This window comes from Methylobacterium sp. HMF5984, from assembly GCF_045033435.1.
Classification (GTDB): Bacteria; Pseudomonadota; Alphaproteobacteria; order Rhizobiales; family Beijerinckiaceae; genus Methylobacterium.
Window position 1 is genome coordinate 2,949,206 of sequence record NZ_JBJFLN010000001.1, and the last position, 13,579, is coordinate 2,962,784.

A 13,579-nucleotide genomic window follows, 5' to 3' on the forward strand; every position below is an offset into this window, starting at 1 on the left:
TGCGGCGGTCTCGCGGAACGGGACAGCGCAGTGACCGCCCCGGTGCGGAAAGTCATCCACATCGACATGGACGCGTTCTACGCCTCCGTCGAGCAGCGCGACGACCCGGCCCTGCGCGGCCGGCCGGTCGCGGTCGGCGGCTCGCGCGAGCGCGGCGTGGTGGCCGCCGCGAGCTACGAGGCGCGGGCCTTCGGGGTGCGCTCGGCGATGCCCTCGGTGACGGCGCGCCGGCTCTGCCCGGACCTGGTGTTCGTGCGCCCGCGCTTCGAGGTCTACCGCGGCATCTCGGAGGAGATCCGGACGGTGTTCTCCGAGCACACGCCGGTGATCGAGCCGCTCTCCCTCGACGAGGCCTACCTCGACGTCACCGAGAACCTGCAGGGCCTGCCGACCGCCACCGCCGTCGCCCGGGCGATCCGCACCACGATCCGCGCGCGCACCGGACTCGTCGCCTCGGCCGGCGTCTCGTACAACAAGTTCCTCGCCAAGGTCGCCTCGGACTACCGCAAGCCCGACGCGCTGTTCGTGATCACCCCCGAGATGGGCCCGGCCTTCGTCGAGGACCTCGCCATCGGCCGCTTCCACGGCATCGGCCCGGTGACGGAGGCGAAGATGCGCCGCCTCGGCATCCATACCGGCCGCGACCTCAAGGCCCGCTCGCTGGAGGATCTGGCCGCCATCCTCGGCAGCGCCGCCCCCTACTATCACGGGGTGGCCCGCGGCATCGACGAGCGCCCGGTGCGGGCGCACCGCATCCGCAAGTCGATCGGTGCCGAGAACACCTTCTCCGACGACAGCGCCGACCTCGAAATCCTCGCCGAGCGCCTCGCGCCGATCCTCGACAAGGTCGCGGCGGCCTGCGCCGCCAAGGGGCTGCGCGGCCGGACCGTGACGCTGAAGGTGAAGTTCTCCGACTTCGCGCAGGTCACGCGGGCGCGCTCCCTGGCGGCCCCCGTCGGCGACCGCGCCAGCCTGGAGGCGATCAGCCTGGGCCTGCTGCGCGACCTCCGCCCGCTCCGGCGCAGCGTGCGGCTGCTCGGCGTCTCGCTCTCGGCCCTCGACCACGGCGACGCCGCGGAACCGCTGCAGCTCGGCCTGGCGATCTGAGGCGTCGCCGCGATCGTTCGATCGGGATCGCCGGCGCCGCGGTCATCGGGTCGCGCCTGCGTCCGCGGCGCCGCGCCCTATCTCGATGGGAAGCGACACCGGGAGCAGCCAACCATGACCGACGATCCCCGCGAGGCCGGAGCCCGGCCCCCCTTCCCCGGCGACCAGCAGCAGGAGCGGCCGGGATTGTCGTCGCGGATGACCCCCGCCCCCGATCACGGCGAGCACAGCTACGTCGGCAAGGGGCTGCTGACGGATCAGGTCGCGCTGATCACCGGCGGCGATTCCGGGATCGGCCGCGCGGTGGCGATCGCCTACGCCCGCGAGGGCGCCGACGTGGCGATCTCCTACCTGCCGGTCGAGCAGTCCGATGCCGAGGAGACGGCGCGCTGGGTCGAGCGGGCCGGGCGCCGCGTCCTGCTGCTGCCGGGAGACCTGCGCGAGGAGGCCCATTGCCGCGACCTCGTCGCCCGCACGGTGGCCGCGTTCGGGCGCCTCGACGTGCTGGTCAACAACGCGGCCGCGCAGACGATCAACGAAGGGCTCGACGACGTGACGGCGGAGGACCTCGAGGGCTCGTTCCGCGCCAACGTCTTCGCGATGTACTACCTCGCCCAGGCGGCGGTGCCGCACATGAAGCCGGGCTCGGCGATCGTGAACTCGACGAGCCAGCAGGCCAAGGTCGCCGACAAGACGATGCTGATCTACGCCGCCACCAAGGGCGCGATCGCGAGCCTGACGATCGGGCTGTCGAACCTGCTGGCGCCGAAGGGCATCCGGGTGAACTGCGTCGCGCCCGGCCCCGTGTGGACCCCGATCCAGCCGATCGTGAAGAGCCCCGAGCAGATCGAGCAGCTCGGGGCCGACACGCCCCTCGGCCGCGCCGGGCAGCCGGCCGAGCTCGCCCCGGCCTACGTGCTGCTGGCGTCCCGCGAGGGCAGCTACATGTCCGGCGCCCTGGTGCCCGTCACCGGCGGCACGCCGATGTACTGACGCACGAGGCGCGGCGATCCGGAACGGAGCGCCGCGCCTGCGATTGACGGCGGAACCCCCGCGGGGCCGGACCGCCCCGCCATCGGAGCCAGATCCATGTCGAAGATCATCGCCGCCACGTTCGAGACCCGCCGCGACGCCGAGATGGCGGTCGAGCACCTCGTCCAGGAGCACAAGATCGACCGCAAGGCCGTGACCATCGCGCCGGTCTCGGACGAGAACAGCGCCGGCACCGAGACCGCGGGCGCCGACATCGAGGACGGCCGCGTCGAGAAGACCCACACCGACGGCGAGCCGAAGCTCGCCGGGCGCCTCAAGGTCTCGGCCGAGGTCGAGCCGGCGCTCGCGGACAAGGTCGAGTCCTCGTTCGCGACCTACGGCGGCCAGGCCGCCTGAGCCGGCAGCCGCCCGCATCCCGCTGCCCCGCCCGTCCCGCTCAGGCGGCCCAGACCTGGCGGTACAGCATCGCGATCGCCTCCGCGTCCGGCACCACCGGGTTGTTGCCGGGCGAGCCCGAGGCCAGGGCCTGCGCCGCCATGGTCGGGATCAGGCCGTTCCACCGGGCCTCGTCGATGCCGTAGTCGCCGGGCGTCGGCACCTGCAGGTCGTCGTTGAGGTTCTGCAGCTCGGCGATCAGGCGGGAGACCGCGTTGCGCTCGTCGTCGCCCTCCCGCGCCACGCCCATCGCCCGGGCGCAGGCGGCGTAGCGCCCGGGCGCGCCCGGCGCCGAGAAGGCGGTGACGGCCGGCAGCAGCATCGCGTTCGAAAGCCCGTGCGGCACGTGGAAATGCGCGCCGATCGGCCGGCTCATCCCGTGGACGAGGGCCACCGAGCTGTTCGAGAAGGCGATGCCTGCTTGCGTCGCGCCGAACATCATCGCCTCCCGCGCAGCCCGGTCGCCCGGATCGGTCCAGACCCGGCGCAGATTCGGCGCGATCGCCCGCATCGCGGCGAGCGCGAACCCGTCCGAGAACGGGTTGGATTTCCGCGAGATGTAGGCCTCGATCGCGTGGGTCAGCGCGTCGATCCCGGTATCGGCGGTGAGCCGCGCGGGCTTGCTCAGGGTCAGCTCGTAATCGACCAGCGCCGCCACCGGCAGGTAGGCGAGGCCGGCGCACAGCATCTTCTCGTCGGTGGCCCCGTCGGTGACGATGGTGAAGCGCGTCGCCTCCGAGCCGGTGCCGGCGGTGGTGGGGATCGCCAGGATCGGCAGGCCGGGCGCGTCCTGGCTGTGGGGCGCCTTGTAGTCGCGCATGTGGCCGCCGTGGCGGGCCAGCACCGCGACGGCCTTGGCCGTGTCCATCGGGCTGCCGCCGCCGAAGCCGACGACGCAATCGTGGTCGCCGGCCTTGAGCGCGGCCAAAGCCGCCTCCACCGAGGCCACGGTCGGGTCCGGCACGGTCTGCGAGAACAGCCCGGCCCGGATGCCGGCCGCCGCCAGGCGCTCGACGAGCCGCCCCGCCCGGCCGCTGTCGGCGAGGTAGGGATCGGTGACGACGAACGGCCGGGACAGCCCGAGCTGCCCCAGCACCTCCGGCAGCAGCCCGCACGCACCGGCTCCGATCCGCATCAGCCGCGGCAGGGCGATGGCGCTGATCATGGCGTTGGATCCGTCTTTCCAAAGGGACGCGCCGAGGGGACGCGCGCGAATGAACGCAGAATACGAAAGGCAGGCTAGCGGCTGCGCGGGCGCGAGGACAAGCCCGGTCGGCGCCCGTCGCGCGACATCCGGCGCGCAGTATTCTGCCTGAGCTTGCCGGTGCGACGCACTATCCCGCCCGCGAGAACAGCGCCTGCGCCGCCTCGACCGCGCCGACGATGAAGGCCGCCACCTCGCGGATGTGGGCGGACTTCCGGTGGTCCTCGTGGATGTGCATGTGGAAGGCCCGCGTCAGCGACAGCGCGTCCGGCAGCACCGGCACGAGGCCGGGATGGGCGGCCGCGATGAAGGCCGGCACGATGCACAGGCCGGCACCGGCGAGCGTGGCGTGCACCTGGGCGAGCAGGTTCGTCGAGCGCAGCCGCGCGCTGGCGCCCGGCCCGATCACGTTGAGGTAGTTGAGCTCCCGCGCAAACAGCATGTCCTCGATGTAGCTGACGAACGGGTGCCGCCCGAGGTCGGCCGCCGTCCGGATCGGCTCGGCCGCGTCGAGGTAGGCCTTCGACCCGTAGACGAAGAGCCGGTAGTCGGTGAGCCGACGTGTCACCACCCGCGCCTGCTGCGGCGCCGACAGGCTGACGACGATGTCCGCCTCGCGCTTCGATAGGCTGAAGATCCGCGCGGTCGCCATGATCTCGATCTCGAGCCCGGGATGGGCCTCGGTCAGGCGGTGCATCCGCGGCGCGAGGAACACGCTGCCGAACCCGTCCGGCGCGCCGATCCGCACCGTGCCCGCGACGCTCCGCCCGGTGCCGCCGGCCGCCGAGCCCGAGACGAAGGCGCTCTCCATCGCCTCCGCCGTCCCGAGCAGCGACTCGCCGGCCTCGGTCAGCGCGTAGCCGAGGTTGCTCTTGTGGAAGAGCCGGCGGTCGAGCCCCTCCTCCAGGGCCAGGATGCGCCGGGCCACGGTGGTGTGCTCGGTGCCGGTCTGCGCCGCCGCGGCCGTCAGCGTGCCGGTGCGGGCGACGGCGAGGAAGAAGCGCAGGTCGTCCCAGTTGCGGGTCTTCTTGAGGCTCACGGGCTGGGTCCGACGGGGATAGCGCTGTGCATCGATGCACACCGGCTGCGAGCAGGTCCAGCTTTATCGCCCGATCGGCGCTGCTATGGTCCGCTCAAAATCGGCCGGCCTTCGGGCCGGCCGGACCTGAGGAAACGAGCACAGGAGAGGCGCACATGCGCACGATCGGGCATTTCATCGGCGGCAAGACCGTCGCGGGCACCAGCGGCCGCTTCGCCGACGTGTTCCTTCCCTCGACCGGCGAGGTCCAGGCCCGCGTCGCCCTGGCGAGCCGCGCCGAGCTTCGCGCGGCGGTCGAGAACGCCCGCGACGCGCAAGCCGCCTGGGCCGCGACCAACCCGCAGAAGCGCGCCCGCGTGATGATGCGCTTCCTCGAGCTGATCCGCGGCGAGACGGATTCACTCGCCGAGCTGCTGGCCTCCGAGCACGGCAAGACCGTGCCCGACGCCAAGGGCGACATCCAGCGCGGCGTCGAGGTGGTGGAGTTCGCCTGCGGCATCCCGCACCTGCTGAAGGGCGAGTTCACGGAAGGCGCCGGCCCCGGCATCGACGTCTACTCCCTGCGCCAGCCGCTGGGCGTGGTCGCCGGCATCACGCCGTTCAACTTCCCCGCGATGATCCCGCTCTGGAAATGCGCCCCGGCCATCGCCTGCGGCAACGCCTTCATCCTCAAGCCGTCCGAGCGCGACCCCGGCGTGCCGATGCGCATCGCCGAGATCTTCCTGGAGGCCGGCCTGCCGCCGGGCATCCTCAACGTCGTCAACGGCGACAAGGAGGCGGTCGACGCGATCCTCGACGACGCGGACATCAAGGCGGTGGGCTTCGTCGGCTCCTCGCAGATCGCCGAGTACATCTACGTCCGCTCCGCGCAGACGGGGAAGCGCGCCCAGTGCTTCGGCGGCGCCAAGAACCACATGATCATCATGCCCGACGCCGACATGGGCCAGGCCGTCGACGCGCTGATCGGCGCCGGCTACGGCTCGGCCGGCGAGCGCTGCATGGCGATCTCGGTCGCCGTCCCCGTCGGCGAGGGCACCGCCGACCGGCTGATGGAGCGCTTGGTGCCGCGGGTGGAGAGCCTCAAGATCGGCCCCTCGCACGACGGCTCGGCCGATTACGGCCCGATGGTCACCGCCGAGGCGGTGGCGCGGGTGAAGGGCTACATCGAGACCGGCCTCCAGGAGGGCGCCGAGCTCGCCGTCGACGGCCGCGGCTTCACCCTGCAGGGCTACGAGAACGGCTTCTACATGGGCGGCTGCCTGTTCGACCGCGTCACCGCCGACATGACGATCTACAAGGAGGAGATCTTCGGCCCGGTCCTCTCGGTCGTGCGGGCCAAGGACTACGAGGAGGCGCTGGCGCTGCCCTCCACCCACCAATACGGCAACGGCGTCGCGATCTTCACCCAGGACGGCGACGCGGCGCGCGACTTCACCGCCCGGGTCAACGTCGGCATGGTCGGCGTCAACGTGCCGATCCCGGTGCCGATCGCCTACCACACCTTCGGCGGCTGGAAGCGCTCGGGCTTCGGCGACCTGAACCAGCACGGGCCCGACGCGATCCGCTTCTACACCAAGACCAAGACCGTGACGCAGCGCTGGCCCTCGGGCATCAAGAGCGGCGCGGAGTTCTCGATCCCGACGATGCGGTGAACCGACCCTCCCCCCTCTGCGGGGGAGGGAGAACCGTCCAGCCAAGGACTTGATGCCATGCGCTTCGGGCTCGACGAGGATCAGGTCGCCATCCGGGAGATGGCCCAGAACTTCGCGCGCGAGCACATCGCGCCGCACGCCCTCGACTGGGACGCGCGCAAGCACTTCCCCGTCGAGACCCTTCGCGCGGCGGCAGCTCTCGGCATGGCCGCGATCACCATCCGCGAGGATGTCGGCGGATCGGCCCTGAGCCGCGTCGACGCCAGCCTGATCTTCGAGGCTCTGGGCGAAGGCTGCCCGACGGTGGCGGCCTTCCTCTCGATCCACAACCTGTCCTCCTGGATCATCGACGCCTTCGGCAGCGAGGCGCAGCGCCGGCGCTGGCTTCCGTCGCTGACGCGGATGGACAGGATCGCCAGCTATTGCCTGACCGAGGCCGGCTCGGGCTCGGATGCCGCGGCGCTCCGAACCCGCGCGGTCCGCGACGGCGACGCCTACGTGCTGACCGGTGAGAAGCAGTTCATCTCGGGCGCCGGCGCCAGCGACCTCTACCTCGTCATGGCCCGGACCGGAGGCGAGGGCGCGAAGGGCGTCTCGGCGATCGTCGTCGAGAAGGGCACGCCCGGCCTCTCCTTCGGCGCCGACGAGCGCAAGATGGGCTGGAACGCCCAGCCGACCCGCGCGGTGCGCTTCGACCAGTGCCGGGTGCCCGTCGAGAACCGGCTGGGCGACGAGGGCGACGGCTTCCGCTACGCCATGGCCGGGCTCGACGGCGGCCGCCTCAACATCGCCGCCTGCGCGCTGGGCGGCGCGCAATCGGCCCTCGACCGGACGCTCGCGTACATGGGCGACCGCCGCGCCTTCGGCCAGAAGCTCTCGGACTTCCAGGCGCTGCAGTTCCGGCTGGCCGACATGGCGACCGAGCTCGAGGTCGCCCGCGCGTTCCTGCGCCACGCGGCCGCCGCCCTCGACGCCAGGGCGCCGGAGGCGACCAAGCTCTGCGCCATGGCCAAGCGCCACGTGACGGACGCCGCGTTCCACGTCGCCAACGAGGCGCTGCAGCTCCACGGCGGCTACGGGTATCTCGCCGAGTACGGCATCGAGAAGATCGTCCGGGATCTGCGCGTCCACCAGATCCTGGAGGGCACCAACGAGATCATGCGGGTGATCATCGCCCGCGCGCTGCTCGGGGGGCGCTGATGCCCGACATCCTCGTCGAGCGCGTCGGCACGCTCGGGCGCATCCGCCTGAACCGGCCGAAGGCCTTGAACGCGCTGACCCACGGCATGGTCGGCGCGATCGATGCCGCCCTCGATCTTTTCGCCGCCGACGAAGGCGTCGCCGCGATCCTGCTCACCGGCGAGGGCGAGCGCGGCCTGTGCGCCGGCGGCGACCTGCGCTCGCTCTACGAGAGCGCGGGTTCAAGCTCCGCCGAGAACTTCTGGCGCGACGAGTATCGCCTCGATGCTCGGATCGCGCATTACGAAAAACCGTTCGTGGCGATCCTGGACGGGATCACCATGGGCGGCGGCGTCGGGCTGTCGGGCCATGCCGGCCACCGCGTCGTCACCGGGCGCTCCCGCATCGCCATGCCGGAGACCGGCATCGGCTACCTGCCCGACGTCGGCGGCACCTGGCTGCTGCCGCGCGCGCCCGGCGAGACCGGGACCTATCTCGGGCTGACCGGCGAGCCCATGGGCGCGGCCGACGCGATCTTCGCGGGGTTCGCCGACGCCTGCGTGCCCGCAGCGACGCTGCCCGCCCTGATCGATGCGCTCGCCGCCCTCGCCCCGGAGGCCGGCCACGCCACCGTCCGGGCGGCGATCGACGCGCGCGCCGTCACGCCGGGGCCGGCCCCGCTCGCCGCGGCGCAAGCCGTCATCGACCGCTGCTTCGCGCACGATCGCGTCGAGGACATCCTGGCCGCGCTCGCCGCCGAAGGCTCCGAATTCGCCGGGCGGACCCGCGCGACGCTGCTGGAGAAGTCGCCGTCGAGCCTCGTGCTGACGCTGCGCCTGCTGCGTCTCGGCCGCGCGGCGACGACGCTGGAGGCCTGCCTGGAGCGCGAGTTCCACGCGTCCCTCGCTCTGCTGGCGGAGGGGGATTTTCGCGAGGGCATCCGCGCGGCGGTGATCGACAAGGACAAGGCGCCGCGCTGGTCGCCGCCGACCCTCGACGCGGTCGACCCCGAACGGATCGCCGGCTGGCTCGCGCCGCGGGCGGCCCCGGTCTTTTCGGTGCCGGACGACGTCTTGTCCCACCCTGCCCCCTCATCCTGAGGCGCCCGCGCCAGCGGGCCTCGAAGGAGGGCTCCAGGGATCGCAGCGCGACCTGGATGTCTCCTTCGAGGCCTCCGCTTCGCTCCGGCACCTCAGGATGAGGGGGCGGATGGGAGCAAGGAACAAGGATCGGTCGTGCTCCACGCAGAGCGCCGCCGCGAGAGACATACGGGAGGAACCCATGACGACGCGCCCCCAGATCATCGCCTTCATCGGGCTCGGCAATATGGGCGGCCCGATGGCGGCCAACCTCGTCCGCGCCGGGCACGCGGTCCGCGGGTTCGACCTCGCCCCGGCCTCGCTGGAAGCGGCGCGGGCCGAGGGCGTCGCCGTCGCCGGCTCGGTGCTGGAGGCGGTCGAGGGCGCGTCCGCGGTGGTGACGATGCTGCCGGCAGGCCGGCACGTGGTCGAGGTCTGGTCGCAGGTCGCCGGAGCGGTCCCCGCCGGCACCCTGCTGATCGATTCCTCGACGGTCGACGTCGCGAGCGCCCGAGAGGCCCACGCCCTGGCCGAGGCGCGCTCCTGCGCCGCGATCGACGCGCCGGTCTCCGGCGGCACCGGGGGCGCCAAGGCCGGGACGCTGACCTTCATGGCCGGCGGCTCGGAACAGGCCTTCGCCGCCGCCGAGCCGATCCTGAAGCGGATGGGCCGGAGCGTGTTCCATTGCGGCGCGGCCGGCGCCGGCCAGGCCGCCAAGATCTGCAACAACATGATCCTCGGCATCTCGATGATCGGCGTGTGCGAGGCCTTCGCGCTCGGCGAGAAGCTCGGGCTCTCGCAGCAGGCCCTGTTCGACGTGGCCTCGGTCTCGTCCGGGCAGTGCTGGTCGCTCACCACCTATTGCCCGGTGCCGGGGCCGGTGCCGACCTCGCCCGCCAACACCGGCTACCGGCCGGGCTTCGCTGCCGCCCTGATGCTGAAGGACCTGCGCCTCGCGCAAGAAGCCGCCGGGACGGCCGGCGCCGCGACGCCCCTCGGCGCCGAGGCCGAGCGCCTCTATGCCCGGTTCGACGCGCAAGGCCACGGCGGGCAGGATTTCTCGGCGATCGTCCAGATGCTGCGCGGACCGCGCGAGGAGGTTTGACCATGCCGGAGAATCTGACCGGGGACGAGACGATCCTCATCGAGACGCGCGGGCGCGTCCGGCTCATCACCTTGAACCGGCCCAAGGCCTTGAACGCGATCAACGCGCAGCTCACCCGCGCGCTGATCGCGGCGGCGACCGCCGCCGATGCCGATCCGGGGATCGGCTGCATCGTGATCACCGGGTCGGCCAAGGCCTTCGCCGCCGGCGCCGACATCAAGGAGATGCAGGCGGCGACCTATGCCGAGATGTATGCCGGCGACCGCTTCGCCGACTGGGAGCGCTTCACGGCCCTGCGGACCCCGATCGTCGCGGCCGTGGCCGGCTTCGCGCTCGGCGGCGGCTGCGAGCTCGCGATGATGTGCGACCTGATCCTGGCCGCCGACACCGCGCAGTTCGGCCAGCCGGAGATCAAGCTCGGGGTGATGCCCGGAATCGGCGGCAGCCAGCGGCTGACCCGGTTCGTCGGCAAGGCCAAGGCGATGGAGATGTGCCTGACCGGCCGGATGATGGATGCGGCCGAGGCCGAGCGGGCCGGGCTGGTCTCGCGGGTCGTGCCCGCCGACGGGCTCGTCGCGGAGGCGATGCGGGTCGCCGAGACCATCGCCGGCATGTCCAAGCCGATCGCGATGATGACCAAGGAGGCGGTCAACCGCGCCTACGAGACCACGCTGACGGAAGGCGTGCGCTTCGAGCGGCGGGTGTTCCACGCGATGTTCGCCACCCAGGACCAGAAGGAGGGCATGGCCGCCTTCGTCGAGAAGCGCGCGCCCAAGTTCACGCACGGGTAGCGCCACTTCTCGCTACGGAGGCCGATCGTCTTCATGCATCGCCCCGGCCTCGAGCGAAACTCATCCGGCCCCGCCCCGTCATCCCGGGCTCGCCTCCGGCGCCCCGGGAGGACGGTGGGGGTTTTCGAACCGAAACGCGCGAGCCGGGCGGACGTGATAGCCCCCGCAGAGGGGAAAGAGGCTCCGCCGAAGCTTCAGTTCAGCAAAAGACTGATCGAACACAAGACAACGGAAAAGCCACCGAAAACCAGGGAGAACGCCGATGCCGAGCTTTCGCGAGTCCCGCGACTTTCTTCTGGCCCGCCGCACCGACTACGCGGCGGCCTATGCGGGCTTCCGATGGCCGGACGCGGCGGCGTTCAACTGGGCGCTCGACTGGTTCGACGCGGATCTCGCGACCCGCCCGGAGACCCGCGACCGCCCTGCCCTGTGGATCGTCGACGCGGCCTCGGGGGCGGAGACGAAGGTTTCGTTCTCGCAGATGAGCCGGCGCTCGAACCAGGTCGCCAACCACCTGCGGTCGCTGGGCCTGCGACGCGGCGACACCCTGCTGCTGCTGCTCGGCAACGTGCCGGCCCTGTGGGAGACGATGCTGGCGGCGATGAAGCTCGGGGCGATCGTGATCCCGGCGACCACGCTGCTGACCGACGGCGAGCTGGCCGACCGGCTGGAGCGCGGGCGGCCGCGGCTGATCGTGGCCGGGGCCGATCAGGTGCCGAAGTTCGAGGGCCTCGACCTGGGGCCGGTGGTGCGCCTGACGACCGGGCCGGCCGAGCCCGGCTGGCAGCCCTACGCGGCCGCATTCTCGGCCTCCGACGCGTTCGCGCCCGACGCGGCGACCGGCGCCGACGACCCGTTCCTGCTGTACTTCACCTCCGGCACCACGGCGAAGCCCAAGCTCGTGCGGCACAGCCACCGCTCGTATCCGGTCGGCAGCCTGTCGACGATGTACTGGCTCGGGCTGCAGCCCGGCGACGTCCATTGCAACGTCTCCTCTCCCGGCTGGGCCAAGCACGCCTGGTCCTCGGTCTTCGCCCCCTGGAACGCCGGCGCCACGGTGTTCGTGGTCAACCAGGCGCCGTTCTCGGCCCCTGCCCTGCTCGCGGTGCTCGCCCGCTGCCGCGTCACCACCCTGTGCGCGCCGCCGACGGTGTGGCGGCTGATGATCCAGGAGGACCTGACCGGGCACGACCTGGCGCTGCGCGAGGTATGCGCCGCCGGCGAGCCGCTGAACCCGGAGGTGATCGAGCGGGTGCGCGACGCCTGGAACCTGACCATCCGCGACGGCTACGGCCAGACCGAGACCACGGCCCAGGTCGCCAACACCCCGGGCCAGACGGTGAAGCCCGGCGCCATGGGGCGGCCGCTGCCGGGCTACACGGTCCGCATCCTCGACATCGACGATCAGCCGGCGAGCGAGGGCGAGGTCTGCCTCGCCCTCGGCGAGCACCGCCCGGCCGGCCTGATGCAGGGCTACGACGACGGCGCCGGCCACCTTTCCGGCGCGGACGGGCCGCTCTACCGCACTGGCGACGTCGCCTTCGTCGAGCCGGACGGAACCCTGACCTTCGTCGGGCGCGCCGACGACGTGTTCAAGTCCTCCGGCTACCGCATCAGCCCGTTCGAGCTGGAGAGCGTGCTGATCGCGCATGCGGCAGTGGCCGAGGCGGCGGTGGTGCCGGCGCCCGACGCGATCCGCTACACGATCCCGAAGGCCTTCGTGTCGCTCGTCGGCGGCGCGGAGGCGACGCGGGAGACCGCCCTCGACATCTTCCGCTTCACCAACGCGCGGCTCGCGACGTTCAAGCGGCTGCGGGCGATCGAGTTCGTCGCGGAGCTGCCCAAGACCATCTCCGGCAAGATCCGCCGGGTCCAGCTCCGGCGCCTGGAGCACGACGGCACCACCGACGACCCGTTCCGGGGCTTGGCCTTCGCCCAGTCGGACTTCCCGGAGCTGAAGGCCGACGAGCGGAAACCGGGCTGAGCGGGCCGGCTCAGCCGGCCGCCCGGGGAAGCCGTCCGCCGCGGGTCGTGCGCGGCGGATCGTAGGCGAGCGCCGCGTGCGCGGGCGAAGGATGGCGGACCTTGGAGGGCCGGCCGGTCTCGCGCATCCGCCGGTCGGCCTCGGGCCAGTCCGGCAGGCCCGGCGCGATCCAGTGGGCGACGGAGGCCTCGTCGCACCAGCGGGCGAGCTTTCCCATCGCCGCGCGGTGGTCGCCGGCCAGCACGTAAGCGCGCATCGCCGCCTCGTCGGTCCAGGCGGTGACGGTCCAGAAGGTCAGCTTGGCGTCGTTGAGCAGCGCGCCGTCGCGGTAGCCGGCGGCCCTGGAGGCCTGCCGGCTCGACCGGATCGCGTACCACGCGAATCCGGGCACGAACCGCCAGCCGCGAAGCCGCAACCGGGTGAGGCTGATCCACGACATGGCGGCATCCCTCGCAGCGGGGCCGGCCGTACCACGTCCTGTGCCGTCCGTACCGCCGCGGAGCATCCTCAAGGGCGGCGGATGCCGGCCTGCGTGACGAACATGCGGCCCCTCAGCAGGTCAGACTCGTTTCCGCGATCGATCCATGAGGGCAACCGCTCTAGCCGCGGCGGCTGTCGAGGCGTGGACCGCCGAGGCTGATCCGGCTGCCCTGCGAACGGTGGCTGCCGTAGCTCGGGGCGGCGTAGGGGCGGCGCGACAGGTCGTAGAGGGTGTTGCCGACGAGGCCGGCGGCGCGGCGCAGCACCGCGCCGTCGCAGGTGGCCGCGATCCGGATGCCGAGCTCGTGGGTGTGGCTGCGGCCGTAGAGGTAGACCGCCAGCCGCGCGCGGGTCGCCTCGGGGATCTCGCAGACCATCGCCGACACGGTCTCCGGGTCGGCGCGGGAGATCCGGCCCAGCGCGTCGGGCGGCAGCGGGCACTCGGCGGTGGGGTCGTCGAAGCTGAGGGTCAGGGTCTGGGTCACCACGGTCGCTCCCGGCTTGAAGGCCACAGGATGGCGAGCGGATGGT

The 13,579-nt window shown here is 72.3% G+C and carries 13 protein-coding genes; 9 read left to right on the forward strand and 4 right to left on the reverse strand.

Going from position 1 to position 13,579, the window contains the following annotated elements:
• The first annotated feature begins 66 nt into the window (after nucleotides 1-66).
• The 3 genes from dinB to ACFZ8E_RS14295 all read left to right on the forward strand — a co-directional run bounded on the left by dinB (nucleotide 67) and on the right by ACFZ8E_RS14295 (nucleotide 2,496).
• Nucleotides 67-1,107 carry a DNA polymerase IV gene (gene dinB, locus ACFZ8E_RS14285; protein ID WP_147859264.1) on the forward strand — a complete coding sequence of 347 codons (1,041 nt, stop codon included), beginning with the start codon at nucleotides 67-69 and terminating at the stop codon, nucleotides 1,105-1,107.
• Between the two features lie 114 nt (nucleotides 1,108-1,221).
• Nucleotides 1,222-2,100 carry an SDR family oxidoreductase gene (locus ACFZ8E_RS14290; RefSeq protein WP_147727704.1) on the forward strand — a complete coding sequence of 293 codons (879 nt, stop codon included), beginning with the start codon at nucleotides 1,222-1,224 and terminating at the stop codon, nucleotides 2,098-2,100.
• A 96-nt stretch (nucleotides 2,101-2,196) separates the two neighbouring features.
• Nucleotides 2,197-2,496 carry a hypothetical protein gene (locus ACFZ8E_RS14295; RefSeq protein ID WP_147727705.1) on the forward strand — a complete coding sequence of 100 codons (300 nt, stop codon included), beginning with the start codon at nucleotides 2,197-2,199 and terminating at the stop codon, nucleotides 2,494-2,496.
• A gap of 40 nt (nucleotides 2,497-2,536) precedes the next feature.
• On the opposite strand, the gene ACFZ8E_RS14300 is transcribed toward ACFZ8E_RS14295, so the two are convergent.
• Both ACFZ8E_RS14300 and ACFZ8E_RS14305 read right to left on the reverse strand, forming a co-directional pair.
• Nucleotides 2,537-3,700 carry an iron-containing alcohol dehydrogenase gene (locus ACFZ8E_RS14300; protein WP_405043028.1) on the reverse strand — a complete coding sequence of 388 codons (1,164 nt, stop codon included), beginning with the start codon at nucleotides 3,698-3,700 and terminating at the stop codon, nucleotides 2,537-2,539.
• 169 nt (nucleotides 3,701-3,869) lie between these two features.
• Complete coding sequence (locus ACFZ8E_RS14305) at nucleotides 3,870-4,778, reverse strand: LysR family transcriptional regulator (protein ID WP_405043029.1); 909 nt, start codon at nucleotides 4,776-4,778, stop codon at nucleotides 3,870-3,872.
• A 155-nt stretch (nucleotides 4,779-4,933) separates the two neighbouring features.
• Between ACFZ8E_RS14305 and ACFZ8E_RS14310 the strand changes: the two genes are divergently transcribed.
• The 6 genes from ACFZ8E_RS14310 (at nucleotide 4,934) to ACFZ8E_RS14335 (ending at nucleotide 12,568) form a co-directional block, all read left to right on the forward strand.
• Nucleotides 4,934-6,430, forward strand: a complete 1,497-nt coding sequence (locus ACFZ8E_RS14310) for a CoA-acylating methylmalonate-semialdehyde dehydrogenase (RefSeq protein ID WP_147842730.1) — start codon at nucleotides 4,934-4,936, stop codon at nucleotides 6,428-6,430.
• 57 nt (nucleotides 6,431-6,487) lie between these two features.
• On the forward strand, nucleotides 6,488-7,630 hold the full coding sequence (locus ACFZ8E_RS14315; protein ID WP_405043030.1) for an acyl-CoA dehydrogenase family protein: 1,143 nt from the start codon (nucleotides 6,488-6,490) through the stop codon (nucleotides 7,628-7,630).
• On the forward strand, nucleotides 7,630-8,709 hold the full coding sequence (locus ACFZ8E_RS14320) for an enoyl-CoA hydratase/isomerase family protein (RefSeq protein WP_405043031.1): 1,080 nt from the start codon (nucleotides 7,630-7,632) through the stop codon (nucleotides 8,707-8,709). The genes ACFZ8E_RS14315 and ACFZ8E_RS14320 overlap by 1 nt, the downstream gene beginning before the upstream one ends.
• Nucleotides 8,710-8,890: 181 nt before the next feature.
• Entirely contained in the window at nucleotides 8,891-9,793 is a 903-nt protein-coding gene (mmsB, locus tag ACFZ8E_RS14325) for a 3-hydroxyisobutyrate dehydrogenase (protein WP_405043032.1), read from the forward strand.
• Nucleotides 9,794-9,795: 2 nt separating this feature from the next.
• Nucleotides 9,796-10,584: an enoyl-CoA hydratase gene (locus ACFZ8E_RS14330; protein ID WP_147728087.1), complete on the forward strand. Its 789-nt coding sequence runs from the start codon at nucleotides 9,796-9,798 to the stop codon at nucleotides 10,582-10,584.
• A 262-nt stretch (nucleotides 10,585-10,846) separates the two neighbouring features.
• Nucleotides 10,847-12,568, forward strand: coding sequence for an AMP-binding protein (locus ACFZ8E_RS14335; RefSeq protein WP_405043033.1), 1,722 nt, complete (start codon nucleotides 10,847-10,849; stop codon nucleotides 12,566-12,568).
• A gap of 10 nt (nucleotides 12,569-12,578) precedes the next feature.
• Here the strand turns inward: ACFZ8E_RS14335 and ACFZ8E_RS14340 are convergent, their stop codons facing one another.
• Both ACFZ8E_RS14340 and ACFZ8E_RS14345 read right to left on the reverse strand, forming a co-directional pair.
• Nucleotides 12,579-13,007, reverse strand: coding sequence for a DUF3291 domain-containing protein (locus ACFZ8E_RS14340; protein ID WP_405043034.1), 429 nt, complete (start codon nucleotides 13,005-13,007; stop codon nucleotides 12,579-12,581).
• A gap of 160 nt (nucleotides 13,008-13,167) precedes the next feature.
• Nucleotides 13,168-13,533 carry a hypothetical protein gene (locus ACFZ8E_RS14345; RefSeq protein ID WP_243933212.1) on the reverse strand — a complete coding sequence of 122 codons (366 nt, stop codon included), beginning with the start codon at nucleotides 13,531-13,533 and terminating at the stop codon, nucleotides 13,168-13,170.
• Nucleotides 13,534-13,579: the final 46 nt, after the last annotated feature.